Annotated in this window: 26 protein-coding genes; 13 read left to right on the top strand and 13 right to left on the bottom strand. The window is 53.7% G+C overall.

The annotated features are described in order from the left end of the window. From nosZ to IT971_RS17220, 6 genes are read left to right on the top strand one after another with little or no spacing between them, the layout of a single operon-like run. The gene (nosZ, locus tag IT971_RS17245) at positions 1 to 1917 is read left to right on the top strand and encodes a TAT-dependent nitrous-oxide reductase (protein ID WP_063094987.1); all 1917 of its coding nucleotides are present in this window, start codon (positions 1 to 3) and stop codon (positions 1915 to 1917) included. 11 nt (positions 1918 to 1928) lie between these two features. Next, on the top strand, positions 1929 to 3227 hold the full coding sequence (locus tag IT971_RS17240) for a nitrous oxide reductase family maturation protein NosD (protein WP_063094989.1): 1299 nt from the start codon (positions 1929 to 1931) through the stop codon (positions 3225 to 3227). Next, the gene (locus IT971_RS17235) at positions 3217 to 4146 is read left to right on the top strand and encodes an ABC transporter ATP-binding protein (RefSeq protein ID WP_063094991.1); all 930 of its coding nucleotides are present in this window, start codon (positions 3217 to 3219) and stop codon (positions 4144 to 4146) included. Before IT971_RS17240 ends, IT971_RS17235 begins: the two co-directional genes overlap by 11 nt. Further along, positions 4143 to 4967: an ABC transporter permease subunit gene (locus IT971_RS17230; protein WP_063094993.1), complete on the top strand. Its 825-nt coding sequence runs from the start codon at positions 4143 to 4145 to the stop codon at positions 4965 to 4967. Before IT971_RS17235 ends, IT971_RS17230 begins: the two co-directional genes overlap by 4 nt. After that, entirely contained in the window at positions 4964 to 5479 is a 516-nt protein-coding gene (locus IT971_RS17225) for a nitrous oxide reductase accessory protein NosL (protein WP_063094995.1), read from the top strand. Before IT971_RS17230 ends, IT971_RS17225 begins: the two co-directional genes overlap by 4 nt. Further along, complete coding sequence (locus tag IT971_RS17220; protein ID WP_063094997.1) at positions 5476 to 6465, top strand: FAD:protein FMN transferase; 990 nt, start codon at positions 5476 to 5478, stop codon at positions 6463 to 6465. The genes IT971_RS17225 and IT971_RS17220 overlap by 4 nt, the downstream gene beginning before the upstream one ends. A gap of 201 nt (positions 6466 to 6666) precedes the next feature. On the opposite strand, the gene IT971_RS17215 is transcribed toward IT971_RS17220, so the two are convergent. The 3 genes from IT971_RS17215 to IT971_RS17205 are packed head-to-tail and all read right to left on the bottom strand — an operon-like array spanning position 6667 to position 9287. Next, positions 6667 to 7584, bottom strand: a complete 918-nt coding sequence (locus tag IT971_RS17215; protein WP_063094999.1) for a U32 family peptidase — start codon at positions 7582 to 7584, stop codon at positions 6667 to 6669. Next, positions 7581 to 8558, bottom strand: coding sequence for a peptidase U32 family protein (locus IT971_RS17210; protein ID WP_063095001.1), 978 nt, complete (start codon positions 8556 to 8558; stop codon positions 7581 to 7583). Before IT971_RS17210 ends, IT971_RS17215 begins: the two co-directional genes overlap by 4 nt. A 24-nt stretch (positions 8559 to 8582) precedes the next feature. Further along, positions 8583 to 9287: an SCP2 sterol-binding domain-containing protein gene (locus IT971_RS17205; protein WP_063095003.1), complete on the bottom strand. Its 705-nt coding sequence runs from the start codon at positions 9285 to 9287 to the stop codon at positions 8583 to 8585. Positions 9288 to 9541: 254 nt separating this feature from the next. Between IT971_RS17205 and IT971_RS17200 the strand changes: the two genes are divergently transcribed. The 7 genes from IT971_RS17200 (at position 9542) to IT971_RS17170 (ending at position 16209) form a co-directional block, all read left to right on the top strand. After that, on the top strand, positions 9542 to 10249 hold the full coding sequence (locus tag IT971_RS17200) for a DUF542 domain-containing protein (protein WP_063095005.1): 708 nt from the start codon (positions 9542 to 9544) through the stop codon (positions 10247 to 10249). 185 nt (positions 10250 to 10434) lie between these two features. Then, a complete protein-coding gene (locus IT971_RS17195; protein ID WP_007089828.1) occupies positions 10435 to 10887 on the top strand; it encodes a cytochrome c in 453 nt (150 codons plus the stop codon). A gap of 27 nt (positions 10888 to 10914) precedes the next feature. Further along, complete coding sequence (locus IT971_RS17190; RefSeq protein WP_063095007.1) at positions 10915 to 12258, top strand: cbb3-type cytochrome c oxidase subunit I; 1344 nt, start codon at positions 10915 to 10917, stop codon at positions 12256 to 12258. A gap of 128 nt (positions 12259 to 12386) precedes the next feature. After that, a complete protein-coding gene (locus IT971_RS17185) occupies positions 12387 to 13196 on the top strand; it encodes a CbbQ/NirQ/NorQ/GpvN family protein (RefSeq protein ID WP_007089826.1) in 810 nt (269 codons plus the stop codon). A 13-nt stretch (positions 13197 to 13209) separates the two neighbouring features. Then, positions 13210 to 15180 (top strand): nitric oxide reductase activation protein NorD, encoded by a 1971-nt coding sequence (locus IT971_RS17180; protein ID WP_065701679.1) that lies wholly within the window; start codon positions 13210 to 13212, stop codon positions 15178 to 15180. A gap of 35 nt (positions 15181 to 15215) precedes the next feature. After that, positions 15216 to 15836, top strand: a complete 621-nt coding sequence (locus IT971_RS17175) for a cytochrome c oxidase subunit 3 family protein (protein ID WP_082822634.1) — start codon at positions 15216 to 15218, stop codon at positions 15834 to 15836. A 91-nt stretch (positions 15837 to 15927) separates the two neighbouring features. Further along, positions 15928 to 16209, top strand: a complete 282-nt coding sequence (locus IT971_RS17170) for a cytochrome C oxidase subunit IV family protein (protein ID WP_062947882.1) — start codon at positions 15928 to 15930, stop codon at positions 16207 to 16209. A 58-nt stretch (positions 16210 to 16267) separates the two neighbouring features. On the opposite strand, the gene IT971_RS17165 is transcribed toward IT971_RS17170, so the two are convergent. The 10 genes from IT971_RS17165 to IT971_RS17120 form a co-directional block, all read right to left on the bottom strand. Next, positions 16268 to 17878 carry a nitrite reductase gene (locus IT971_RS17165; RefSeq protein WP_063095011.1) on the bottom strand — a complete coding sequence of 537 codons (1611 nt, stop codon included), beginning with the start codon at positions 17876 to 17878 and terminating at the stop codon, positions 16268 to 16270. After that, complete coding sequence (nirJ, locus tag IT971_RS17160; RefSeq protein ID WP_063095013.1) at positions 17875 to 19119, bottom strand: heme d1 biosynthesis radical SAM protein NirJ; 1245 nt, start codon at positions 19117 to 19119, stop codon at positions 17875 to 17877. The genes IT971_RS17165 and nirJ overlap by 4 nt, the downstream gene beginning before the upstream one ends. Continuing rightward, positions 19107 to 19640 (bottom strand): Lrp/AsnC family transcriptional regulator, encoded by a 534-nt coding sequence (locus IT971_RS17155; protein ID WP_007089820.1) that lies wholly within the window; start codon positions 19638 to 19640, stop codon positions 19107 to 19109. The genes nirJ and IT971_RS17155 overlap by 13 nt, the downstream gene beginning before the upstream one ends. Beyond that, complete coding sequence (locus IT971_RS17150) at positions 19637 to 20089, bottom strand: Lrp/AsnC family transcriptional regulator (RefSeq protein ID WP_082822633.1); 453 nt, start codon at positions 20087 to 20089, stop codon at positions 19637 to 19639. The genes IT971_RS17155 and IT971_RS17150 overlap by 4 nt, the downstream gene beginning before the upstream one ends. Further along, on the bottom strand, positions 20086 to 20637 hold the full coding sequence (locus tag IT971_RS17145; protein ID WP_063095017.1) for an Lrp/AsnC family transcriptional regulator: 552 nt from the start codon (positions 20635 to 20637) through the stop codon (positions 20086 to 20088). Before IT971_RS17145 ends, IT971_RS17150 begins: the two co-directional genes overlap by 4 nt. Beyond that, positions 20628 to 21089 carry an Lrp/AsnC family transcriptional regulator gene (locus tag IT971_RS17140; protein ID WP_063095019.1) on the bottom strand — a complete coding sequence of 154 codons (462 nt, stop codon included), beginning with the start codon at positions 21087 to 21089 and terminating at the stop codon, positions 20628 to 20630. The genes IT971_RS17145 and IT971_RS17140 overlap by 10 nt, the downstream gene beginning before the upstream one ends. A gap of 9 nt (positions 21090 to 21098) precedes the next feature. After that, complete coding sequence (locus IT971_RS17135) at positions 21099 to 22322, bottom strand: cytochrome D1 domain-containing protein (RefSeq protein ID WP_139189968.1); 1224 nt, start codon at positions 22320 to 22322, stop codon at positions 21099 to 21101. Further along, positions 22319 to 22657, bottom strand: coding sequence for a cytochrome c (locus IT971_RS17130; protein WP_007089815.1), 339 nt, complete (start codon positions 22655 to 22657; stop codon positions 22319 to 22321). The genes IT971_RS17135 and IT971_RS17130 overlap by 4 nt, the downstream gene beginning before the upstream one ends. Then, positions 22641 to 23471, bottom strand: a complete 831-nt coding sequence (gene cobA, locus IT971_RS17125) for a uroporphyrinogen-III C-methyltransferase (RefSeq protein WP_007089814.1) — start codon at positions 23469 to 23471, stop codon at positions 22641 to 22643. The genes IT971_RS17130 and cobA overlap by 17 nt, the downstream gene beginning before the upstream one ends. Positions 23472 to 23545: 74 nt before the next feature. Continuing rightward, positions 23546 to 25273: a nitrite reductase gene (locus tag IT971_RS17120; RefSeq protein ID WP_063095021.1), complete on the bottom strand. Its 1728-nt coding sequence runs from the start codon at positions 25271 to 25273 to the stop codon at positions 23546 to 23548. Positions 25274 to 25452: the final 179 nt, after the last annotated feature.

Raw genomic sequence — 25452 nt, 5'->3', positions numbered from 1 at the left:
ATGTCGAATGAAACAGAGAACTATAAGATCAGCCGACGCGGCTTGCTCGGCGGAACAGCAAAGATGGCAGGATTGGCAGGGATTGCCGGTGCAACCGGTGCTGCGGGCATTGCCGCGGGTTCAATCCTCGCACCAACGGCGGCAAAAGCGGCTGCTGGATCGGTTGAGGTTTTGCCAGGTGATCTTGACGAATATTACGGCTTCTGGAGCAGTGGGCAGGCTGGCGAAGTCCGCATTATGGGGGTTCCCTCCATGCGCGAGCTGATGCGCATTCCGGTTTTCAACCGATGCAGCGCAACAGGTTGGGGCCAAACGAATGAAAGCCGCAAAATCCTGACCGAAGGTCTGTTGCCGGAAACCAAAAAGTATCTGGCCGACAAGGGTGAAATCTGGCTGAACGGGGATTTGCACCACCCGCATATGTCCTTCACGGATGGGACCTATGATGGGCGATACCTGTTTGTGAATGACAAGGCGAACACGCGTGTCGCCCGCATTCGCTGTGACGTCATGAAATGCGACAAGATCATCGAAATTCCGAACGCGTCGGACATCCATGGTCTGCGCCCGCAGAAATTCCCGCGCACCGGCTATGTCTTTGCCAATGGTGAACATCGGGTTCCGGTTCCCAATGACGGTAGCATTCTGGACGATCCGTCGCGGTATCATGCAATTTTCACGGCAATTGACGGCGACACGATGGAAGTTGCCTGGCAGGTGATGGTTGATGGCAACCTTGATAACTGTGATGCGGATTATCAGGGAAAATATGCGGTTTCGACCTGCTACAATTCGGAAAACGGTGTGTCGCTTGCCGAAATGACGGCAAGCGAGCAGGACTGGGCGGTCATTTTCTCGATCGAGCGCATCGAACAGGCGATCAAGAATGGCAATTACAAGGAAATCAACGGCGTCAAGGTCGTTGACGGCCGCAAAGGATCGCCGCTGACCCGTTATGTGCCGGTATCGAACAGCCCGCATGGCTGCAACACGGCACCGGACGGCAAGCATATTGTCATTAACGGCAAGCTGTCCCCGACGGTTACCGTTCTTGATGTGCGGAAGTTCGAAGAGTGCTTCGAAGACAAGATCGAGCCGCGCGGAGTTGTCGTGGCCGAACCGGAACTTGGTCTGGGTCCGCTACATACCGCGTTTGATGGTCAGGGGAATGCCTATACCACCCTGTTCCTTGATAGTCAGATGTGCAAATGGAACATTGATGCCGCGGTTCGCAAGTTCAACGGTGAAGAGGTCGATCCGATCCTTGCCAAGGTCGATGTCCATTATCAGCCGGGGCATAACCACACTTCCATGGGTGAAACCAAGGATGCGGATGGCAAATGGCTTATCTCGCTTAACAAGTTTTCGAAAGACCGGTTCCTTAATGTCGGTCCGCTGAAGCCGGAAAACGATCAGCTGATTGATATTACCGGGGATGCGCCAAAGGTTGTTCATGACGGTCCGACATTTGCCGAACCCCATGATTGCATCATCGTCCATAGTTCGGTGGTCAATCCGGTGAATCTTTGGGATCGCAACGATCCGATGTTTGCCGAAGCCCGCGACTGGGCGAAAAAGGATGGTGTCGATCTTGAAGGCGATTCAATCGTCATTCGGGATGGCAACAAGGTGCGTGTCTATATGTATTCCAACGCGCCGATGTTCAGCATGGACAAGTTCGAGGTCAATCAGGGCGACGAGGTTACCGTATTCATCACCAATATCGATGATGTCGACGACCTGACGCACGGGTTCACCATCGCGAACTATGGCGTGGCAATGGAAGTCGCACCGCAGGCAACGGCATCGGTGACCTTCAAGGCCGATCGACCCGGTGTGCACTGGTATTACTGTCAGTGGTTCTGCCATGCGCTGCATATGGAAATGCGCGGCCGTATGCTGGTTAAACCGGCGTAAGGATAAGCACGATGTTTCCGGTCATCCGTCCAAAGACTGCCATTCGAACCGCTTTATCTGCGCTGGCGGTTTGGGGGGCAACATTCTCGTCGCTGCATGCGTCGGAAATCGAGGCAAGCCCGCCAGATAAGGGATTGCAGGAGATTGTCGACACGGCACAGGACGGTGACCGGATTCTGCTCGGCCCGGGAGATTATTCCGGGCCGATCATTCTGCATCGTCCGGTCATGCTTGAAGGTGGTGATGATGTCCGGATTGTCGGGAATGGAACCGGCAATGTGATTACCATCGACGGACCGGATGTGATGCTTCGCGGTGTCACCGTGACGGGATCGGGGCTGGATTTATCAACACAGGATAGCGGGGTTTTTGTGACCCCCAATGGCGACGGTGCCGTTATTGAAGACAGTGTGATCAGTGACAATCTGATCGGCATTTATCTTTCCGGTCCGGAAAACGCGACAGTGCGGAACAATATCATCGTCGGCCGGCAGGACCTGCGGGTCAACGAGCGTGGTAATGGGGTGCAGCTTTGGAACACACCGGGATCGGTTGTTGTCGGCAACGCAATATCACAGGGCCGAGACGGTATTTTTGTGACGACCAGCAAACAGAACCGGTTCATCGGTAACGAATTTCGCAATGTCCGTTTTGCGGTTCATTACATGTATACGCATGACAGCGAAATCCGGGACAACCGTTCCTTTGACAATACGGTCGGCTATGCGTTGATGTTTTCGGATGGTTTGAAGGTAACGAACAACCTGTCACGCGGGGATCGTGACCACGGCATTTTGCTGAACTATGCCAATAAGTCCGAATTTAGCGGGAATGTCGTGGATCGCGGCGGCGAGAAATGCGTTTTTATCTATAACTCCAACAAGAACGATTTTCGGGGAAACCGGTTCGAGGGCTGCGGGATCGGTGTGCAGTTTACAGCCGGATCGGAACGCAATGTCATTGTTGGCAATGCGTTTTCCGGCAACCGGACACAGGTCAAGTATGTCGGCACACGCTGGCTTGAATGGTCTGAAAACGGTCGCGGAAATTACTGGAGCGATAATGCCGCGTTCGATCTGGATGGTGATGGTCTTGGGGATCGGGCCTATCGGCCAAATGACATGCTTGATCAGGTCGTCTGGGCCCATCCATCCGCCAAGCTTTTGCTGAATGCACCCGCAATACAGATTTTGAAATGGGCGCAGTCCCGGTTTCCGGCACTGCATCCGGGGGGCGTGATTGACAGTCATCCGCTAATGGCACCGCCGGTTATCGCCCGATTTGAAGGAGACGGCTATCATGCCGAATGATCCTGCAATTCTTCTTGAAAAAGTGACCAAGACGTTCGATCAGCAAAACGCTGTCAACGATCTGTCATTGGAAATTGGCGCAGGCGAGAGTGTTGCGTTACTTGGCCATAATGGCGCGGGTAAAACGACACTTATCAAGCTGATCCTTGGTCTTATGCGTCCTGACAAGGGAAATATCCGCATTCTTGGTGAGGAGAGCACATCCCGCCATCGCGGAAAGAACGCGCATGCATTTCTTGGATATCTTCCGGAAAATATCGCGTTTTATAACAGCATGAGCGGTGCGGAGACGCTGGCTTTCTTTGCCCGGTTGAAACGCCATCCCGTGTCAGACTGCGCACGGATCCTTGAACGTGTCGGGCTTGCTGCAGCCGCGCATAAGCGGGTTGGGCATTATTCCAAAGGGATGCGTCAGCGTCTTGGTCTTGCGCAGGCATTGCTGGGCAATCCGCGGATATTGATGCTCGACGAGCCCACGACCGGCCTTGATCCGGAATTGCGCAACGCCTTTTATGACATCGTGCGCGAACTTGAAGACAGTGGTGTGACGGTCATTCTGTCGTCGCATGCGCTGACGGAACTTGAAGCCCATACCCGTAAAATTGCGATCATGCGAAAGGGCCAACTGATTGCATCGGGAACCATCGATGATCTGCGCAGGCGGGCCAATCTGCCGGTGCATATCCGTCTGATCACCAGACCGGGAATGGGGGCCGCCTGTGCTGAAAAAATTCCCGACGGGATCGGCTGCGAGCGGATCAACGACCATGGTCTTGATCTGACCTTGCCATCTGAACGCAAGATTGACGTATTGCGGCATCTGTCGGCCACCGTGCCGGAGCTTGACGACGTTGACATCAGGTTGCCGTCGCTTGGCGATCTCTACATGCATTTCCAGAAAGAAAGTGTGGTGTCATGAGAGAACTTGTCATCATTGCAATCAAGGAATTTCGGGACGGAATTCGCAATCGCTGGTTTTTAGGCGCGACCGCGGCGCTGGTCCTGTTTTCGCTAAGCCTTACTTTTCTGGGAAGTGCGCCGGCGGGCACCGTTGGCGTCGATCAACTGGCTGTTACGATCGTCAGTCTGGCCAGCCTTTCGGTCTTTTTGCTGCCATTGATGGCGTTGTTGCTGTCCTATGACGCGCTGGTGGGCGAGGTTGAACGCGGGACAATGCTTTTGTTGCTGACCTATCCGCTGTCGCGATCCGACATCATTATCGGAAAGTTTCTGGGCCAGACGCTGGGCCTTGGATTGGCAACTATTCTTGGTTTCGGATCAGCGGCACTTGTCCTTGTTTACGGAGGGATTGAAAGCGCTAACTGGATGGCCTTTGGCGTTCTGATAGGGAGTTCGGTTGTGCTGGGGGCGGCTTTTGTCGCACTTGGATTGGCCATCAGTGCCATGCCCCGTCAACGGAGTGCCGCGGCGGCTCTGGCGTTTGGTGTGTGGCTTTGTCTGGTGATCGTTTATGACATGGCGCTTTTGGGGGCGTTGGTTGCCGATGGCGGTGAAGGCATAAGCGCACCGGTTTTCGATATGCTTCTGACTGTCAATCCGGCTGATGCATTTCGCATGATCAATCTTTCGGGTTTTGAGGATGTCCGGGTTGCTGCCGGGCTGGTGATATCGGACCTTGAAGGTATCGGTAACGGTTTCGCACCCGTGCTCTCGCTCGGCATGTGGGTTGTTGTTCCGCTGATACTGGCGGTGGTGCTGTTTCGGAGGAAGCAGTTATGAAAGCCATTTTACCGTTTGTCGTTCTCGGGGCGATCCTGCTTGCGGGATGTCGCGAGCAAGAGATTGTCGCGCGTCCCGATCCGCAGGATCTGACACGCGATGTTTCTGGCTTTTTCTGCGGCATGATTGTTGCCGATCATCCGGGGCCAAAGGCCCAGCTGCACCGTAAATCGAATGGCGAAATTTTATGGTTCCCGTCGGTACGTGACGCGATTGCGTTTACGCTTATGCCCGGTGAAGCCCGTGACGTGGCTGTCATTTATGTAAATGACATGACCGGTTATGCCGACTGGCAATCCCCGCCACCAAATTGGGTGGTCATTGATAGCGCACATTTCGTGATCGGCAGTGACATGACAAGCGGCATGGGAATTGGCGAAGCCGTGCCATTCGGGACCCTTGCCGCAGCCCAGTCATTCGTAACCGCGCATGGGGGGCAGATTGTCGACTACAAAGACATCCCTGATGACTACGTTTTTGATCTTGGACCTTCGGACGGAGGTGCGTCATGACAGACTTGAACCGTCGTCGCTTTATCACCCTGTTTGCCAGTGCGGCATCAATTGCCTTGGTATCCCCCAAGGTCTTCGCCGCGTCAGATAAGCTGCATCGTTGGCAGGGAACCGCCCTTGGTGCAGAGGCTGCAATCTATCTGGACGGCCTTTCGCAAGATCAGGCCGATGAAATGATTTCGTCGGCACTTTCCGAAATCGAACGACTGGAAAACATGTTCAGTCTGTATCGGCCGGATGCGACAATTTCGCGCTTGAATCGCGATGGATTTGTCGAAAACCCCGAACAGGAATTTGTTGAACTGATGTCGCGCGCGGTCATGATTTCCAGACATACCGATGGCGCATTCGATCCGACGGTCCAGACTGTTTGGGCGCGGCTAACAGAACTGTCGCAGCAGATCGCTATCACTGATAAAGGTGCAGTTCAGGCAGAAATCGGGAGGCTGAAATCCTTGATCGGATATGAGGCAATCCGGATTGAGCCGAACCGGGTTTCCTTTGCGCAGCAGGGCATGCAGGTCACGCTGAATGGTATGGCACAGGGTTATATCACCGACCGTGTCGCGGGGGTTTTCCGGCGACATGGCATGAAGAATGTGCTGGTTGACCTTGGCGAAAAATACGCGATTGGCCCCAGAATAGACGATACGGGATGGCCGGTAAGATTTGGCGGGAACGATGCGCAGTCGTCCAGTGGAATCAGGATATATGATGGTGCATTGGCAACGTCGTCAGGTTCGGGATTCAGGTTCAGTTTGAACGGGAATTATACCCATCTGATCGACCCGCGCAGCGGACATTCGCCCGCCTTGTGGGAGAGGGTGAGTGTCTTTGCAGATACCGCAACGGATGCCGATGCGTTTTCAACCGCGTTTTCGATGATGCGTGAAACCGAAATACGGCATGCAGCGCGTCATCTGCCTGTTCGAAAAATCCTTCTTGTGCCTTTGGGCGAGGCGCAGGAAATAGAAATTGATGTGTGATCCAAAAGCAGGAAACCCGCAAAGGCAGTCCTAATTGACGACCGTCAAGGAGTATCAAAGCAAATCAATTATACTCCAACCATCGTCAATACATTGAGCTGTCCACTCCCCTGCACAATGTATCGAAGGGCCACAGTTCATCAGGCTGTGGCCCTTTTCATATCTGTATTCGGGATATGGATATTTGCGCGGTGGGGAAGGCTATTCTGCCCGGGAACCAAGCGTTTCCCGGAGATCCGCACCCGGAAGGCTGTGCAGGAAGCCATCGGCGAAAGCCAGATCGTTTTGCATTTCCAGCAACGATTGCCTGACCTCGTCAGACGAGGTTTCACCGTCAATCAGACGACGGTAGAGATTGGCAACACGCACCATATCAAGAGTGTGCGGTGAAATTCGGAAGGCTGTAACACCAGCATCTTTCAGATCATCAACGGCGGTCGATAATTCCAGATAGTGACTGGACAGGGTTTGCAGACCATTGACGGCAAGAAACGGTATATGATCCAGCGTTTCGACATCCATGCCATCAAGGGCCTCGCCGCAGACATATCGGCAGCCATCCTTGTGCAAGCCATGTGCGCGTGCAGAGTAACACCGGGCTGATATGGCAAGCGGGACACGCCCGAATATCTGGACTTCGATCTCGGCAGATTTCCGCGCGTTGCAAAGCGCTATGATCGATGACATCGGCAATTCCCAGGGAAGGGATACGCGATGCGCACCTTTGGAAATCAGGTAGTCCAAGGTGCTTTCGTTATATGTATTGATGTACGGCCCGACGACATGCGGGCGGCCGGAAAGCAGGCCGATGGAAGATATGTCGTTGGCTTCGATCAGAAGGTCCGGCATTTCGGCAATTTCACGAAGCTGGGCGATCTCGCGTTCATTCATCACGAGGGCCAGTGTCGAGAAGACGACTTCCTTTCCGGCATTCTGAAGCCGCTCGATGATGTCAGGCAGATGCTTGTCGAAAAACGGCATGCGTTTGGCGCAAACGACTTCGCCAACATGTACCGTATCAATGTCGGTTTCATCCGCGATCCGGGCATAGAAATCCTTTTTACGGTTTTCGTCCCAGTGAAACAAAATAGGCCCCATGACCAGTCTTGATTTTGTCATTGCCAGCTTCTCCGATAGGCACCTGTTGTATCTGCCTGACCTTCGCTAAGGGCAGCCAGATTACTGCGCGTACCGGTTTGCCCATTGGCAATGCGATCAAGGGACGCGCGGAATGCGCCGACAACCTGCGTGATATAAGCCTTGCCGCGTTGGCGTCCTTCTATCTTAAGGGCGGTTACACCGGCATCGGCGAGTTCGGGCAGGATTGCGGTAACGTCAAGGCTGGTGGGTTCTTCGAACAGGTAACCGGCCTTGTCCATGGCGCGAAACCGGCCTTTGCAAAGGGTCGGATATCCGACCTTTTCATCGTTGCCGTAAACATTGATTGTAAAATTGCCAAGGCGGGAAACGGTGCTGTCGCCGCGTTCCTCGTAATGGACGTGGGCTGCTGGCGAACAAACGCCATTCATGTTGGGGCTTTCCCCCGTGGCATAGGAAGATAGCGAACAGCGACCTTCGGCCATGACACACATGCCGCCAAAGGCAAAAACTTCGGTTTCCACCGAAATGCGCCGGTTTAACATCCGGATTTCTTCGAGCGACAGGACACGCGGCAGAACCACACGACGCACGCCAAACTCGCGGTGGTAAAAACGAATGGCTTCCTCGTTCGAGGCGGATGCCTGAACCGACAGATGCAGACGTGCATCCGGGTGTTTATCGCGCGCATAGCGCAGCAAACCGATATCGGCCAAGATTACCGCATCAACGCCGATTGCAACCGCATCATCGACGGCCTTGTGCCAGATATCTTCGGAACCGGCTTGCGGATAGGTGTTGCAGGCCAGATAGACATGCACGCCATGTCTATGTGCGAATGTAACGGCCTCGGCCAGTTCGGGTCGGGAAAAATTCAACCCCGGAAAGTTGCGGGCATTGGTCGCATCGCGGAAACCGCAATATACAACATCCGCACCGGCCTCGACGGCGGCACGCAGACTGGCGGGGGTTCCTGCCGGGCAAACTAATTCCATGAAATCCCTGTATGTGTTTGTCGGTTATGAAGGATCGGGAAGGGCGAAATCATCACCCGACAGCACGGTCTGACCGATGCGCGGCGTGCGACGTTTTACTGATTTCTGAATCCCTGAAATGTTTTCCGCATGTTCGCCAAGACGCCGGTCAAGTCCGCCCAGACGTTTTTCAATCGGGGACATCAGGGTGTCGGCAACGCGGTCCATGTCCGATTGCATCTGGCGATATGCCGCTTCGGCCGCGCGCAGTGCCAGACGTGCCGCAGGACCCAACGCGCCGAAGCTTTCAATGACGGCGGAACGCAGGTCTATTTCTTCGCCGTCCAGGGCATTGCGAAGGGCAACGACAAGGTCGGTCCGGCCCTCTATTCGTAATGCGCGCGAGAAAAACAGTGCGTCCCCGTCGGATTTTCCTTCGAGCAGTTCCAGAAGGGCCGGAAGCGGGCCGATGATCCGTGCCGCGATGATATTGTCATCCCCCTCATGGGCAGGGCGCAGGACGGGGGCCTTGGGATCAAGGGCAAGGAAAAGGTCGAGATCAAGGTCCGTCGGGCATACGAGCAGGGTAAATGTTTCGCGTTCGGTGACCCGTTCGAAAACAGCTTTGTGTCGGCGATACATGGTTTCCATGGCGTGCTGGCACAGACGTTCCAGCGCAAATGCCGGAACATTTCGAACGATGGGGTTCATCAGCAGAAAGGGTGTAAATGACGGGCGTTTGATTGACACGGCGGACTCCGGACCGAATTGGTTCCGGAAGTATTGTCATGTTTGGGTCTTAAGGTGTTGATGTCCGTCAAATCACTGAAAGATTTGAATTTTTACGGTTCTTGATAAGGCGGAAAGGTTCTGCTTTTGCAAGACAGTATCGGGCAGGGGGATCGCAAAATTCCACGCAGCGCTACTTGACCATCGTCAACGTGACTTTTGGGAAGGTGCCTAAACTTGGTTGGATCAATATCCGGGGATGGAGGCCCGCCAGCATGAAATCCGATTTCACCCATGATCAGGAAGCTGCCAATTCAGCAAATCTGATCCATCGCAAGATAGGCGATCTGGTCGCGAGTTTTCCGGGGGCGACCCTGGTTTTGCGACGCCATAAAATCGGATTTTGCTGTTCAAGCAACAAGTCGCTGGACGAGGTCACCAGTGTGAAAGGACTGGATGCCGGTCTGATTGCCCGTGAATTGTGTGATTTGCCCAAGGGACCACTGACCTTGCCGGATCCAAATGATATCAATGCGTTCATCGATTTTATTCTGGATCGGTATCATCAGACCCACTGTGATGAACTGGCCGAACTCATCCTGCTTGCCCGCAAGGTCGAGGCGGTTCACGGAGATCATCCGGACGCCCCGGCGGGATTGGCCGACGCGCTGTTTGAAATGACGGAAAAGCTTGATTCCCATATGGCGAAAGAGGAAATGGTTCTGTTTCCGGCGATGCGCGAAATGCAACGCAACAGTGCCAGCACAATCCCCCTGATCATGCCGATCCATTGCATGCGCGAAGAACATGACGAGCATGCCGAAGCCATCCATAAACTGCAAAAGCTGACCAATAATTTCACGTTGCCCGACGGTGTCTGCGGTTCATGGCAGGCGCTTTATTCCGGTACGGCCAAGCTGGTCGAAGACCTGGTGGCGCATATCCATCTTGAGAATGAAATACTGTTTCCGCGTTTTGAATAGCCTGACGCGGTTTGCCTTATCCTTCCTGCCGTGCATTTCCGACCCCACCTGCCCCGCCATTGTACGGGGCTTTTTTCGTTTGACGGTAGTCAAGGTGGGAAACGTCCAGTCGGGAAATGATTGCATGACGCCGTTTTGGGGACAGAGCGGCACTGAACTGCCAATCGGAGTGAGGATCCGTTCACATGTCGGAACGACTGACAAAATCTGCCGCCCGAAACATCTTCTACGGCGGAACGATCTTCTTTCTGGTCATCTTTATCGGACTGACCTTGCACAGCCACAACTATATCGTCAACGAGTCCAGCAATCAGGATCAGCTGACGCCATCGGTTGTCGCGGGCAAGCATGTCTGGGAACGCAATTCATGCATCAACTGCCATACGCTTTTGGGCGAGGGTGCCTATTTCGCACCTGAACTTGGCAATGTCTGGGTGCGGTATGGCGGTGAAGATGATCCGGAAGGTGCGCGCGATATGCTTAAGGCATGGATGGCCGCACAGCCCACAGGCATCGAAGGCCGCCGCCAGATGCCGCAATTCAACCTTACAGATCAGGAGCTCGATGAGCTTGTCGACTTCCTGAAATGGACCAGTGAAATCGACACCCAGAACTGGCCGCCAAACGAGGCGGGATAATCCGGTGCTGATGGAAACGAGGCTACAATGAAATATCAATCGCAAAAGGTTGCGCTGTATTACATATACGGCGCGCTGACATTGTTCGCAGCCCAGATTCTGTTCGGCGTGGTGGCGGGCACTGTCTATGTTTTTCCAAACGTCTTGTCCGAACTATTGCCGTTCAACGTCATTCGCATGATCCACACCAATGCCCTGATCGTCTGGTTGTTGATGGGGTATTTCGGAGCTGCTTACTATTTGCTGCCCGAAGAATGCGAAACCGAACTGCACAGCCCGAAACTGGCGATCATCCAGTTCTGGCTGTTCATGGCGGCAACCGCTGCTGCAGTTGTCGGATACATCCTTGGCTATCACGAAGGGCGTGAATTCCTTGAACAGCCATTGCCGATCAAGGTCGGCATTGTCGTCGTGGCGCTGATGTTCCTTTACAACACGACGCTGACACTGCTTAAGGGCCGGAAAACCGCAGTATCAAACGTACTGATGGTTGCCCTTTGGTTCGTCGCGTTGCTTTTCCTGTTTGCGTTCTATAATCCGTCCAACCTTGCGGTGGACAAGATGTACTGGTGGTATGTCGTGCATCTTTGGGTTGAAGGCGTATGGGAGCTGATCATGGCGTCGATCCTGGCGTTTCTGATGATCAAAATGACGGGTGTTGATCGCGAAGTCGTTGAAAAATGGCTTTATGTCATGGTTTCACTTTCGCTGTTTACCGGCATTCTGGGTACCGGCCATCACTATTACTGGATCGGAACCCCGGGATATTGGCAGTGGATCGGCAATGTGTTTTCCACGCTTGAGGTCGTCCCGTTCTTTGCCATGGTTGTTTTCTGCTTCTACATGGTTTGGAAAGGCGGCCGGGATCATCCGAACAAGGCGGCCCTGCTTTGGTCGCTTGGATGTTCGGTCATGGCGTTTTTTGGCGCGGGCGTATGGGGCTTCATGCATACCCTGTCGTCGATCAATTACTACACCCACGGAACACAGATTACCGCAGCACATGGCCATCTGGCTTTCTACGGGGCCTATGTGATGCTTAATCTGGCAATCTTCACCTATGCGCTGCCTTATCTTCGCGGGCGTGAACCTTATAACCAGCAGCTCAATATGTGGGGCTTCTGGATCACGACCAGTGCGATGGCCTTCATGACCTTTACCCTGACATTTGCGGGTGTCGTTCAGACCCATCTGCAACGTGTTCTGGGAATGAATTACATGGAAGTCCAGGACCAGGTTGCCCTGTTCTACTGGACGCGCTTGGGATCGGGTGTTGTCGTGCTGATCGGTGTCACCATGATTATCTGGTCACTGGTGGTGGCACCGCGTGATGCACGCGTAACAGCCGGGGCACGTCAGCCTGCCGAATGACGGCAATCAAGTCTGTGTGTTCGATTTCATGCTCTCTTCCATGACGACACATGGCGGACAACGACCGGTTGGTTCCCGCGACCGGTCGTTGTCATTTTCGGCCTCTCCATTTTCCAAGGAGCATTCAAATGCAGACCGCTCTTAAAGACGTACTCGCCCAGCAAGACGTTCCTTATTATCAGTCTACCGGCAACGAACAGCAGCTGTTTGAAACAGCCTGGCAGCAGCATCTGCCCTTGTTGTTAAAGGGACCGACCGGTTGCGGGAAAACACGTTTTGTATCCCATATGGCTGCAAAGCTGGGCGTTCCGCTTTATACCGTTTCCTGCCATGACGATTTGACTGCTGCGGATCTGACGGGGCGCTATCTGATCAAGGGCGGGGAAACGGTTTGGGTGGATGGTCCGTTGACACGTGCGGTCCGCCACGGTGGTATCTGCTATCTTGATGAGGTGGTCGAGGCGCGCAAGGACGTGACGGTGGTCCTTCATCCGTTGACGGATGATCGGCGTCTGTTGCCGCTGGACCGGACGGGCGAGATGCTTGAAGCTCCTGCCAATTTCATGCTGGTGGTGTCCTATAACCCCGGTTACCAGAACCTTCTGAAGCAGCTTAAACCATCGACCCGACAGCGTTTTCTGGCCGTCGAGTTCGATTTCCCGGACGCGGAAACCGAAAAAGCGGTCATCATGCGTGAAACCGGGATCGATGTTGAACGGGCAGCCCTTCTGGTGCGCATTGCGGGCAATATTCGCAAGCTTACCGGTATTGATCTTGAAGAAGCTGTTTCAACCCGGTTGCTGGTCTATGGCGCGACGCTTTTGATGGCCAATGTTGCATTTGATGACGCCATCAATGCGGCCATCATCGAACCACTGTCGGATGATGCGGATATCAAGGCGGGCCTTCGCGAGGCCATCGGGATTATCCGGGGCTGACAGCCGGGAGGCGATGATGAGTTTCGATTTTCTGGAATTCGAAGAACAGGTCGGCATGATCTGGCACCGGATTGCATCACGCAATCAGGAAAGCTATCGCGATCATGTTGAACACGCGATCACGTTTGCTGAATTGCGCGTTCATTTGCCGGTGATTTTTCGCACTCTTGGTGGCGACCCGGCGTTGGAATTTGCCCAGATTGATAAACGGGTTTCGGGGCATCGGCTACGCTGGCGGCAACGGATCGGTCTGGTGGATGAACAGATCACGATGGCCGAAATGAACGAGGCATCGGTAAAGCTGCCCGCGTCCATTTCACTGTTTCCGTCCCGTGATCTTAACCGTGATTTTTATATCTGGCTGATGGCATGGTTCGCGGTTTCGGAGCCGCAAACCATTTCGGCGGACATTTCGCAAAGCCCGTTATTGGCCGACATCATGCGGCTTTCCCGGGCACGACAAACCGATCAGGATGTGTGTCGCCAGTTCCCAGGCATCATCGGTTTGCGGCAACGCCTGTATGATGCGTTTCTGGCGTTGCGACCGGTTCGTCCCTTGCCCCGATGCGAACAGCAGATCGAAGAATGTGTTCTGAAGATTCTTGGGGCTGCGGATCAACAGGACGCAAACGATCTGTGGCCTGTTGTTAACGCCGTTGACGCAAATGGCGATATTGCGGGCATGATTGATGTTGCGGGTATGCAACCGCGTCGTTATGCGCCGTTCCTTCCCGTTCCGCTTTGGGGCGAAGCCATTTGTTCGGGCAAGGCCAGTCGTGTTGCCGATACCGACACGGACGAGGATGGAAATTCGTCAGACGGCAGTCAGGAACGTAAAAAACGCGCTCGCCGACGCAAGAATGATCAGGCTGGTCGCAATGATCCCCTCGCATTAAACCGGTTTGAAAAAATCCTTTCGATAGCCGAGATGGTCAATGTCAATCGGCCGATGGATGACGAGGACGAGCAGGATGCAAAGAAAGCGGCTGACGAGCTTGACGAAATGGAAATTTCCGACTGCAAACGCAAAGCGGCAACCAAATTGCGTTTCGATCTGGATCTGCCGCCACGCGAAGCTGATGAAGGACGCGTGATTGGTGAATGGACCTATCCGGAATGGGATTACCGTCATCAATCGTATCGCCCGGATTTCTGCAAAGTCGTCATGCAATCCGGTGATGAAAAAGTCAGTGAGTGTGATGTCTGGCATCCGGGTGAAACCGAACGGCGACAAATCCGCCAGGTTCGCCGCCAATTCGAAGCGTTTCGGCCGCGCCATGAAATTCTGCGCGCGCAAAGTGATGGAAGCGAGCTTGATCTCGAAGCATTGGTGCGCGCCCGCTGTGACCAGAAAGGCAGTGGAGAACTCAGTGACAGGCTGTATCTGAACACGGTTCGACGGGCACGCGATTTGTCGGTTGCGGTACTGGTCGATGTATCATTGTCGACCGATGCCTGGATACAGGATCAACGGGTTCTCGATGTTGAAAAGCAGGCGCTTTCGGTGCTGGCTGGTGGGCTGGACGAATGTGGGGACGAGTTTGGTATCTTCAGCTTTACATCACGTCGTCGGGATTGGGTGCGTATTAATGCGATCAAGAACTTCGACGAGGAATGGTCACGTTCTACGCAGGACCGGATACAGAAGCTCCGTCCAGGGTATTACACGCGGTTGGGGGCTGCCATCCGCCATGTTGGAAAGCTGTTGGGGGATCGACCGCACCAACACCGGTTGATGCTGGTAATCACGGATGGCAAGCCAAATGATATCGACCATTACGAAGGTCGCTACGGCATAGAGGATAGCCGCCGTGCGGTACGTGAATGCCGAAAGGCAGGGCTTGGCCTTTTCGGTGTAACGGTCGATCAAAGGGCACAGGATTACTTCCCCTATATCTTTGGGGCAGGCGGGCACGCAATTGTCAGCAAGCTGGAAAACCTTCCGGCGGCTTTACCACGTATCTATCGCCAGCTTGTATCTTGAAAACGGGTGATAATATGCAAGCTCGTCAGGAAAATATGGCACAACATGATATCTCGCCCGCGAATGAAAGTGATCATCACAGTGTATCGGTAACTTCTTCTGCCGGGGCTGATGCCTGGGGCGGGCTTGAAGCCTTGCCCGGGCATCCGTTGATGTGGGTCCTGATCCTGTCGGAGTTGGTTGTTTTCGGGGCTTTTCTGCTGACATTTTCCGCGGCAAGAATTGGCGACCCGTCTGGGTTTGCGGCGGATCAACTGCGTCTTGATCGTGTTATGGGCGGGCTTAATACGGTTGTTTTACTGACAAGCGGTCTGTTCGCGGTGTTCGCCGTTCATGCCATACGCCAAAATGCTGTTTTGCGGTGTCGAGGCTGGATGGCGGCAACTGCAATTCTGGTTATCGCTTTCCTGATCATAAAACTGCTGGAATATAGCAGTAAAATCGATGCCGGGATCGGTTTGGAAAGCAGTACGTTCTTCACGCTTTACTATCTCATCACCGGTTTTCATGCGCTGCATGTGGTGATGGGGCTTGGTCTTTTGGGGATTGTTTCCATTTGGCCCAATTTAACCAACATCGAAACCGGTGCCGCCTTCTGGCATATGATCGATATGGTTTGGGTGCTGGTCTTTCCTGTGATCTATCTGTTGCGATGAGGTAATTATGGACCATCATTGTACCATCAGTGCGAAATCCGATGATGTCGTAAGGAATGTTGGCAAATCTTGCGACACGCAGGCTTTATCGATGCGAACAGCAATTCTGGTCTGGCTGATCGCAACCAGCACGACCATCCTGTCACTGGTCCTTGCGCTTGTGGGAGAAGAACGCACAGCCACGATGCTTGGTCTGGTGCCAGCCACAATTATTATGGCTGTGGGTAGCTTTAAGGCATGGTTGATCTTGCGATACTATCTTGGGCTTGGGCCATCCGCGGGCGGATGGCGTGGATTGTTTGTTGCCTTTCTTATTGTGATTTTTGCCGGTGTTCTGGCCGCACAGGGGGCGGTGATTTTGTCAAGCCACTAGGGCGTATCTTCACGCCGCCACAAGATGGCTAAATCATCGCGTGACGGCTGATCTGGTGTTAGTGACTGGTGCCGGCGGAATAGGTGATTTTGTTGAAAACATTATATTTCCCAACCGGTTTTTTCATCGGGATGCGCTTGATTTCTTCGAATGTTTGGGCATCGTAAACGATGATTGCGCCGTCATCGTCCCAGATCGACAGCAGCGCGTGTTGGCCGCTGCGATCAAACTCCACATGGGCCGCCACCTTGCCGGGGTCCGGGCGGAGCGTTTTAACGATTTCGAGTGTGCGTTTATCGATGATATGAACAACATCCTTGTCCGGGCCAAAGAATACATCGACCCAGGCATAAGGCGTGTTGTCGTGGCTGCGGGTGAAAAATCCGGGGCCTTTTGTTTCGATGGTTTTGATGGTTTTCCAGCTTTCCATGTCGATCACACTGATCTTGGAATCTTTCAGATGGGGGGTGGCCAGCACCGAATGCCCCTGATAGTCAAAGGTGATGCCCGACCCGAGATGCGGCATGCCCTCCAAGGCAATGTCGGCCACCTTTCGGCCGACATTCAGGTTGATCACCTGTCCATCGCGGCCATTGCGGGCCGCCCCGATCAGGTGGCGATAATCCTGATCGAAAAAGAAATCATCCAGACCATCACCAAGATGAATACGCCTTACCGGAAATGGGCCGTTCTGAACGTCCAGTGCTTCGACCATATTGGCTTCGTAGTTATGAACGAAACCGGGATAGACCGGACGTGGATCATCGGCATAGGAAATTTCCCAAACTTCGGGCAGGTCTTTCAGGGCGACGATAAAGCTATGGCGCGGAGGGGCGGTATAGACCGCCGAAACACGCGATGATTTGCCATCATCACCGATAACGGCGAACTCGCGTATTGGTGTCAGATCCCGTGCATCCAGCAGAACCAGATTGTGCGGCAGCATGTTGCCCGCCATCACATATCGGCCGTCATCGGATACCGCCACATTTCGCGTATTCAGGCCGACCCGGATTTCAGCAACGGTTTGCAGGGAATAAAGGTCATACATCTGGACCCATCCATCACGCGACGCCAGATAGACAAACCGACCGTCCGGTGAATATTTTGCCCCGCCATGCAAGGCAAAGCGGGTCGGAAAACGATCAAGGGGTTCGAACGTGTCACCATCAAGGATCGTGACGTGATGATCGCCCGCCTCGACAATTGTGAACAGGTTTAGAGGATCACTTTTGAATTTCGGTTTGTCGGGCAGTTCCGCCGGATCGATGAAAACGTCGTGACTTTGGACGATTTCGGACATGCCCCATTCCGGTGACCTGTCCATCGGTTGGCGCAACCAGTCCGCTAGAAGGGTGATTTCCGTTGCGGCAAGGGTTTCGCCAAAGGCCGGCATCTGCGTTGCCGCGCGGCCATCGCGGATGACATCCGAAATGCCATTGCCTCGCAATTTTTCAAGGCTTTCGGGCAAAAGCGCCGGGCCCATGCCGCCCAACCGGTCACCATTGTGACAGGCAGCACAATGCGTTGCATAGAGCGCGTTGGCATCGGCAATCTGCGCGGAAGAGAGTGCGGTTTGGCCAAACGCGTTCGTTGTGCTGATCAAACCGGATACCAATACCGTTCCAAGGCAAATCCGCGCCAGAACAGGCTTAACGATGGGGATCATGATGTGACCTCCACCTGACCGTGACGTCTGGTCGCGGAAAATGGAACGGTTTCAAGACGGTTATGTTCGCCAACAATGCCAAGTTCTGCATCATCAAGATAACAGCCCGGATCTTCGGCCCAAGGATCGCCGGTCAACTGATAGGCGCGCGTTCGCGTATTGCCGCCGCAAATATCGCGATACCGGCATTCGCCGCAGCGTCCGTGAACGAGACGGGGACGCTGTTTTAACCCGGCCATCAAGGGATCACTGATATCCTGCCAGATTTCCGAAAACGGACGTTTCAGGACATTGCCCAATGTGTGCTGCCACCACATGGTATCGGGATGGACATTGCCCAGATTATCGATATTGGCAACATTGACACCCGATGCGTTCCCGCCCCAGCGTTGCAGTATTTTCTCGATCTGGCTGGATGCTGCGGGGTAATGTTCGTCAATCCAGAATTTCAGGAAAACCCCGTCGGCATCGTTGTTGCCCGTCACGTAGTCGCGCGCGATGCCTGCTTTGACATCTGCTTCGCAGCGGGAAAACATCATCAACAACGCTTCGCGGGTCATATTATAAAATGCGTGATCCTTGCGGTTGTGATTACCGCGACCGGCATAGTTCAGATGCGAGAAATAGAACTTGTCGATCTTTTCCTGTTCCACAAGGTCCAGAAGACCGGCAAGGTCCTGATAATTTTCGCGGGTCATGGTGAAACGAATGCCAACCGGCAATCCGGCACCACGGCACAGTTTTGCCCCGCGAAGGGCAAGATCAAAACCGCCTTCAAGACGGCGAAAATAATCATGTGTTGCGCCAAGTCCATCCAGACTGATCCCGACATAGTCATAGTTGGCGGCGGCAATCTGATCGATGTTTCTATCATCAATCAGGGTCCCGTTGCTCGACAGTGCGACATAGAAACCAAGTTCTTTGGCATAGGCCGAAATATCAAAAATATCGGGCCGCATAAGCGGTTCCCCACCCGACAGGATCAACACAGGAACATTGAAATCACGCAGATTTTCCATGGTATGGAAAACCTGTTTTGTCGTTAGCTCACCGGGAAAATCCTTATCAACGGCAGAGGCATAGCAGTGCCTGCATGTCAGGTTGCACCGCCGGATCAGGTTCCAGATAACGACAGGTCCGCTGTTGGAAAGCGGGGCATGTTTGCGGGGGTTCGTAACGGGTGCTGTGCCATTCTCGGCAATATCGATTGCAGCACGGATATACTGGCTTAACCGCAACATTTCTTTTCTCCGCTTTTGCGCCAACGCAGGCCGGTTTTTTTCAGGATACGGTTGCTGTATAGAATGCGATGGTCGCGGACATTCCCGCCCAAACGGTTGCGGATATCTTCGACCTTGGCCTCGACCGTTTCGCGTGTTGTTCCGTGGACCATGGCAAACAGGTTGAATGGCCAATCGGGCAGGTGGCGCGGCCTGCGATAGCAGTGCGATACGAAATCCAGCTTTCCGATCATCTCGCCCATGGCATCAACGGTTTTATCGTCGATGTCCCAAACGCTCATGCCATTGGCGCGATAACCCAGCCGATAATGGTTGGGGATGATGCCGATACGGCGAATGACGCCAACATCAAGCAAACGTTGCAAGCGCTGTTCAACTTCATCCGGGCCAAGTCCAAGGCCCAACGCGATATCCCCGTATGGCGTGGGACTTAAAGGCAATCCGGTTTGCGTCGCACGGATCAGGGCATGATCGATTTCGTCAAGTTCCGGTAGTTCTGGTTGGTTCAGAAAGGAAATCATTTTTCGGGAACCTCCAGATGCAATTCAAGGAAGTATTCCTGTTCCTTTGGGAAGCTCAGAACCCCAAGCCCGGTTGTGTTTTCGATCCGCTTTATGACGTCCTGAAGCGCTTCTTCATCCTCGGCAAGGATCACAAACCACATGTTAAGAACATCTTCACGGGCGTAATTGTGGGCGACTTCCTCGCATGCGTTGACCTGTTCCGCGACCTCGTCAAAGCGATCAGGTGGGACTGCAATCGCGGCAAGGGTTACAGCACCACCAAGTCTTTCCGTGTTGTAAAGCGGCCCAAACCGGCTGACATATCTGTCCGCGATCAGCCTTTTGACACCGTCAATGACGGTTTGTTCGTCATAACCAAGACGTTCGGCCAGCACCTGGAACGGGTGCGCGCAGATCGGAAAACCACCCTGCATATTGTTGATCAGGTCGCGTTCAAGCTTGTTCATGATATTTCCCTGACTTCATCGGGAATTGCGCGAGTTTCTGTTGGCGCCGGCAAGGATACGGATGCCCTCGGGGCGCCATATTTGCCCGCCCGCTGGGTGAAGCATTGCTTGCTGAAAAGAACCTTGTGGGGCGCATCATGCAGTTCCAGACGCGCAATCAGGTGGCGGATTTGTGCCCGAACTGTCAGCCGGTCTCGACCATGGATCATGCAATAAAGATTGTATGGCCAAACCCCGGCAACCCGTTCCCGGCGGTAACACAATGTGACATAGGGAAGGGCTGCCATCGCCTTGCCTATGTCGGGTGCCGCATCATCACCGATATCGAAAACGCACATCGCATTGGCCTGATAACCAAGTGCGCGATGACGGATGATCATGCCAAAGCGGTTGATAACCTTGTGGGCGATAAGCTGTTCAAGCGTTTCGATCACCGTTCCCTCGGTCGTTCCGAGGTCATTGGCGATGTCGGCATATGGGTGTTTGCCAAGTGGCAAGCCGTCCCGCAGTCTTTCGATCAGCCGGTGTTGAAGATTGCTCAGTTCCATTTCAACGCAAATCCCAAATCGAGACGGTAATGTTCGATCATCGGCATCCGATATACCGGTAAGCCGGTTTTGGTTTCGATTGCCTTGATTGCCGTTTCCAGACTGGCCTGATCGGCGGCGGTTACGACGAACCATAAATTGAGTTTATCTTCGCGTTCGTAATTGTGATTGATTTCGGTAAAGTGGCTGACTTGGGCTGCAATTTTTTCAAGCTGATCATCTGGAACTTCCATCGCCGCAAGGCTTGATGCCCCTGCGCGCCCGGTCGCATAGGTCGCGCCAATCCGGTCGAGATAACCTTTGTCCTTCAAATCGGAAATGGCGGAAATCACCGTGTCTTCGTTGGTGCCCAGTTCACTGGCGATGGTTTCAAACGGGCGTGGCGTCGTCGGAAATCCGCGCTGAAAATGTTCGATCAGCCGGGTCTGAAGGCGGGTGAGTTCGGTGCTCATGATGGCCTCCTACAACCCGATCCGACCGGCACGGTCAGACATGAAAATGCCGCTGGGACTGGGGAGCGGAAGTTCGGCAATCGGCTGGAGCGTGTAGGGATTGTATCCAACGACCTTGTTGTCATCGCGCACCGACAGCCAGACCTGATCGCCACGTGGACTGAATTCCATATGCAGGACACCGGTGCCGGGTTTCAGTTCCCCGACGATTGCCAGATTTTCCGTGTCGATTATCTGGACCGTGTCGTAATCCGGGACCGAGAAATTGACCCAGACATGCCTGTTGTCGGGATGAGCCATGACGAAAACGGGCTGTCCATGGACGGGAATACGTCCGATCTGCTGCCAGTTTTCGGTGTCAATCACGAGAACTTCGTGGCGACCGATGGCGGGTACAAATGCGCGTTTCCCCGCAATCGCCCAGCCTTCAAGATGGGGCATTTTGTAAACGGGTAAGCGTTCTTGGCCCATGTCGTAATGATCAAGGATGCGGCGCACGCCATTTTCCGGATGCCAAAGATCAAGCAATGCCATGCCGTCTTCGCCAAACAGACCGGCAATGTAATAACGACCATCAGATGTGATCAGCGCATCGTAGGGCTGTGTTCCGATATCTTTGTAGCGGTTGATCTTTGGCTCGTTGCCGGTTGAGAAGTCGGCTATCCAGATTTCGCCGGAATCCCAAAGGCTGAAAACAAACCGGTTCCCCGGCGCATCAACCAGCCCGATGACTTTTGAACGATCCGAACTGCCGTCAATGATTGCAGGAATATCGGCCAGCAGTTCGAGGGTTTCACTATCGAAAACGCGGACACCGCCGGGTTCGTAATTGGCAACCGCCACCAGTCTGCCGTCCTGGCTGATGGCTCCGCCAATACTGTTGCCCGCTTGCAAGGTTCTAACGACAACCTCATGTTTGAGAATGTCTACCTTGGTCAATCCCCCGTCGCGGCCAAAGACGAATGCGAACCGTCCGTCCCGGGAATAGACGATCGATGCATGTGACAGATCGCCAAGGCCTTCAACGATCCCGATAAATTGCCGGGTGCTGGTGTCAAGGATAGCAACTTCGCCAGTGGCCCGGGCAACGACGGTTGCCAGATCAGCCGTCCCGCGAACGGATGAGATATTTGCGCAGCCCGCCAAAAGCAAAATGCCCCCAACAACCAAAAGGTTGCGGGTTGCCTGTAACGCGGTGGAAGGAATGCGGGCCGAAAATGCAATGCGCATCATTCGGGTTCTCCTGTTTTCAGATAGCGGGCCATCCACGTGGCCTCGTCGGGTGTCACGATTGCGCGCCAGGGTGGCATGGCTGTCCCGGGCAATCCGTCGAGGATGATGGTTGTCAAATCCTCGACGCTGTAAGCCGCAAGGCTTTCCGGTAAAAGGGGCGATCCCAGACCTCCCTTAAACGTTAGGCCATGACAGGAACCGCAATCCTGACGCACCATTTGCTCCAGCGCATGGGGGCTTCGGGAAGAAGTCGCGTTTTCCGCACTTACTGAATAGGTCCCCGCCAAAGCGAGCGTGGTGATCAGGATCACGAGGGAATTACGCAGTATGGGCATAACGTAGACCCCCATCGGGGAAGTCGGGTGCTGCGTTTTGGTCAAACCGGCTTTCGGATAGAAGTTCGGCCTCGGGCAGTGATAGTCGATCCGCCAGTGAAATGACGCGGCCAATGACGATCATGCAGGGCGGATCAAAATCCAGCCGGTTCAGGTCGTCACAGACATTGCCCAATGTGCTGCGGAAATGTCTTTGATCCGGTGTCGAACCATTTTCGATAATCATCACCGGCGTATCGGTGGGCAGCCCATGTTCAAGCAGTTTGCCCGCGATTACCGGCATGGTTTTGACCCCCATGTAAATCGCAAGCGTAGTGTCCGGATCGGCCAAAGAACGCCAGTCGTGATGGGGTTCTGCGTCTGCCTGCATGTGACCGGTGACAAAACGTACACTGGTTGCCAGACCGCGATGGGTCAGCGGTAGATTAAGTTGTGCCATGCATCCTGCGGCGGCTGTAATTCCGGGAACAACTTCAAACGGAACATCATGCAGGCTGAGCCATTCTGCCTCTTCACCCCCGCGTCCGAAAATATACGGATCCCCGCCTTTCAGACGAACGATGTGGCAATGTTTTCTGGCCATATGAACCAGAAGCGTATTGATTTCGGACTGCTTCAGGCTGTGGGATCCTGTGGATTTTCCGACATAAACGCGTTCTGCAAACGGGTTGGCCAGTTCAAGTATTTCATCGGAGACAAGCCGGTCATAGATAACGGCATCCGCGCGGTCGAGAAGGCGTGCTGCCTTGATGGTCAGCAATTCAGGATCGCCTGGTCCGGCTCCGACAAGATAAATACGCCCGGATTTTTGCATGGCTTTTCCCCTGTTTTGGCAAGGTTTCAAATGCGGGAAGTCCGGAGGCCGTGGATGGCCTCCGGTTCTGCAGATCAGTAGATGTCGTGTTGGGTGTTGTAGATGTTGAATTTGCCCGTCGGGGTCACAAGGCGATCATCTTTGATGACCTTCTTGAGCTTCCGGGTTTTGTCATCAACAATCACAATGGCTGACTTTTCAGCTTTGCCGTTCCAGACAGAGAACCAGATTTCATTACCCTGTTTGTTATATTCACCCTGAACGACGCGCTGGGCACCTTCGTCGCCCAGATCGGCCCATTCGGCAATCGGCAGTGTTTCAACACCGGCATCAAGGTTGTTGATGTCAAGGACACCAACCGAATGATAAATTTCGGCATCCGAGTTTAGCGGCGCATCAACCCAAAGGTTTTTCGAATTCGGGTGGGTTTTGATAAACAGTGAACCGCCACCGAGCCCGTCAATGGATGCCGCCATTTTCCACGCATTTTCCGGATGTTTTTCCGGATCGGTACCGATCAATGCAATGGTGTCATCGCCAAGATGACTGGTTGCCCAGACCGGACCGAGTTCCGGGTGGATGAAGTTCGCCCCGCGACCCGGATGCGGGGTTGTGCCGACCTCGACAAGTTTGGTCAGTTTACGTTCTTTGGTATCTATAACGGCGACTGTGTCACGAGCATTGGCGGCAACCATGAAATATCGACCGGATGAATCAAAACCACCGTCATGGAGAAACCGTTCGGCACTTATTGAAGTGACTTGCAAGGCGTCGAGATCTTCGTAATTTACCAGAAGTACCTTGCCGGTTTCCTTAACGTTAACGACAAATTCCGGGTTGTAATGTGAGGATACAATCGCGGCAACGCGAGGCTCAGGGTGATATTCCTGTTCATCATATGTCATGCCGCGAGTAGAGACGATTTTAAGTGGCTCAAGCGTTTCGCCATCCATAATTGTGAATTGTGGTGGCCAGTATGAGCCCGCAATCGCGTAACGATCCTCCCAACCTTTCATTTTAGAAGTTTCGACTGAACGAGCTTCCAAACCAACTTTGATCGTTGCAACGATCTTGGGATCCTTCATCCATAGGTCGATCATATCGATTTTTGCATCGCGACCGATAACCATGAGGTAGCGCCCGGACGCGGATACACGTGAAATATGAACGGCATATCCAGTGTCGATGACATATTTGATCTTGTAGTCGTGGCCGTCGATCAGTGCGATCTGACCCGCATCACGAAGTGTGACCGAGAACAGATTCTCGATATCGAGATCATTCATTTTTTGGGTCGGGCGCTGGTCGACTGGAACAATGACTTTCCAGCTTTCTTTCATCGCGGCCATACCCCATTCTGGCGGTTGAGGCGGGTCCTGCATGACATATCGCGCCATGATGTCGATTTGCTCTTCTGTCAAATCTCCGGAGGTTCCCCAGTTTGGCATACCAGCTGGCGATCCATAGGTAATGAAGTCATGCAGATAGTCATAACCAAGATCGCGGGTGCGGTCCGTTGTCAGGGCCGGGCCGGTTGCACCATTACGCAAAACGCCGTGGCAACCTGCGCAACGTTCAAAGAAAATCTTGCGGCCCTGATTGAATTCATCGGCCGTCATCGTTGGCACACCTTCGTGTGTACCGGGTTGCGACCCATCGGTCGGAAGTGACTCGAGACTGGGTTCATAGGTGCTTTCGCTTTCAGGATGTTTTTCCTGGGCGATTGCCACCGAGGCAAAGATAAGGCCGAAACCAAGTGCAAGCGGCGCTGCCGACCGTCTCAGCCGAGTTGTGAGTTTCATGCGTCCCTCCATTAGGAAAATGAAAGCCTTCGCTCCCGGTTGCGGAGATTTGATCTTTCGACGCGAGCCAGCCTTGATGATGATCAAATAACCATATGAACATTGTGGTTTTGAGCCGTTCCACTCTTGACGGGAGTCAATACGCTTGGGGGAAAAGCCCGCAAAATGCGTTCAGAGAG

Origin of the sequence: Thalassospira sp. B30-1 (assembly GCF_015767575.1) — a bacterium.
Taxonomy (GTDB): domain Bacteria; phylum Pseudomonadota; class Alphaproteobacteria; order Rhodospirillales; family Thalassospiraceae; genus Thalassospira; species Thalassospira xiamenensis.
The sequence above is the reverse complement of the archived record's forward strand: the minus strand, read 5'-3'. Positions and strand labels throughout refer to the sequence as shown.

Coding starts and splice junctions, on each gene's coding strand:
- nosZ (WP_063094987.1), top strand. CDS start 1: ATGTCGAATGAAACAGAGAACTATAAGATCAGCCGACGCGGCTTGCTC.
- IT971_RS17240 (WP_063094989.1), top strand. CDS start 1,929: ATGTTTCCGGTCATCCGTCCAAAGACTGCCATTCGAACCGCTTTATCT.
- IT971_RS17235 (WP_063094991.1), top strand. CDS start 3,217: ATGCCGAATGATCCTGCAATTCTTCTTGAAAAAGTGACCAAGACGTTC.
- IT971_RS17230 (WP_063094993.1), top strand. CDS start 4,143: ATGAGAGAACTTGTCATCATTGCAATCAAGGAATTTCGGGACGGAATT.
- IT971_RS17225 (WP_063094995.1), top strand. CDS start 4,964: ATGAAAGCCATTTTACCGTTTGTCGTTCTCGGGGCGATCCTGCTTGCG.
- IT971_RS17220 (WP_063094997.1), top strand. CDS start 5,476: ATGACAGACTTGAACCGTCGTCGCTTTATCACCCTGTTTGCCAGTGCG.
- IT971_RS17215 (WP_063094999.1), bottom strand. CDS start 7,584: ATGACAAAATCAAGACTGGTCATGGGGCCTATTTTGTTTCACTGGGAC.
- IT971_RS17210 (WP_063095001.1), bottom strand. CDS start 8,558: ATGGAATTAGTTTGCCCGGCAGGAACCCCCGCCAGTCTGCGTGCCGCC.
- IT971_RS17200 (WP_063095005.1), top strand. CDS start 9,542: ATGAAATCCGATTTCACCCATGATCAGGAAGCTGCCAATTCAGCAAAT.
- IT971_RS17195 (WP_007089828.1), top strand. CDS start 10,435: ATGTCGGAACGACTGACAAAATCTGCCGCCCGAAACATCTTCTACGGC.
- IT971_RS17190 (WP_063095007.1), top strand. CDS start 10,915: ATGAAATATCAATCGCAAAAGGTTGCGCTGTATTACATATACGGCGCG.
- IT971_RS17185 (WP_007089826.1), top strand. CDS start 12,387: ATGCAGACCGCTCTTAAAGACGTACTCGCCCAGCAAGACGTTCCTTAT.
- IT971_RS17180 (WP_065701679.1), top strand. CDS start 13,210: ATGATGAGTTTCGATTTTCTGGAATTCGAAGAACAGGTCGGCATGATC.
- IT971_RS17175 (WP_082822634.1), top strand. CDS start 15,216: ATGGCACAACATGATATCTCGCCCGCGAATGAAAGTGATCATCACAGT.
- IT971_RS17170 (WP_062947882.1), top strand. CDS start 15,928: ATGCGAACAGCAATTCTGGTCTGGCTGATCGCAACCAGCACGACCATC.
- IT971_RS17165 (WP_063095011.1), bottom strand. CDS start 17,878: ATGATCCCCATCGTTAAGCCTGTTCTGGCGCGGATTTGCCTTGGAACG.
- nirJ (WP_063095013.1), bottom strand. CDS start 19,119: ATGTTGCGGTTAAGCCAGTATATCCGTGCTGCAATCGATATTGCCGAG.
- IT971_RS17155 (WP_007089820.1), bottom strand. CDS start 19,640: ATGATTTCCTTTCTGAACCAACCAGAACTACCGGAACTTGACGAAATC.
- IT971_RS17150 (WP_082822633.1), bottom strand. CDS start 20,089: ATGAACAAGCTTGAACGCGACCTGATCAACAATATGCAGGGTGGTTTT.
- IT971_RS17145 (WP_063095017.1), bottom strand. CDS start 20,637: ATGGAACTGAGCAATCTTCAACACCGGCTGATCGAAAGACTGCGGGAC.
- IT971_RS17140 (WP_063095019.1), bottom strand. CDS start 21,089: ATGAGCACCGAACTCACCCGCCTTCAGACCCGGCTGATCGAACATTTT.
- IT971_RS17135 (WP_139189968.1), bottom strand. CDS start 22,322: ATGATGCGCATTGCATTTTCGGCCCGCATTCCTTCCACCGCGTTACAG.
- IT971_RS17130 (WP_007089815.1), bottom strand. CDS start 22,657: ATGCCCATACTGCGTAATTCCCTCGTGATCCTGATCACCACGCTCGCT.
- cobA (WP_007089814.1), bottom strand. CDS start 23,471: ATGCAAAAATCCGGGCGTATTTATCTTGTCGGAGCCGGACCAGGCGAT.
- IT971_RS17120 (WP_063095021.1), bottom strand. CDS start 25,273: ATGAAACTCACAACTCGGCTGAGACGGTCGGCAGCGCCGCTTGCACTT.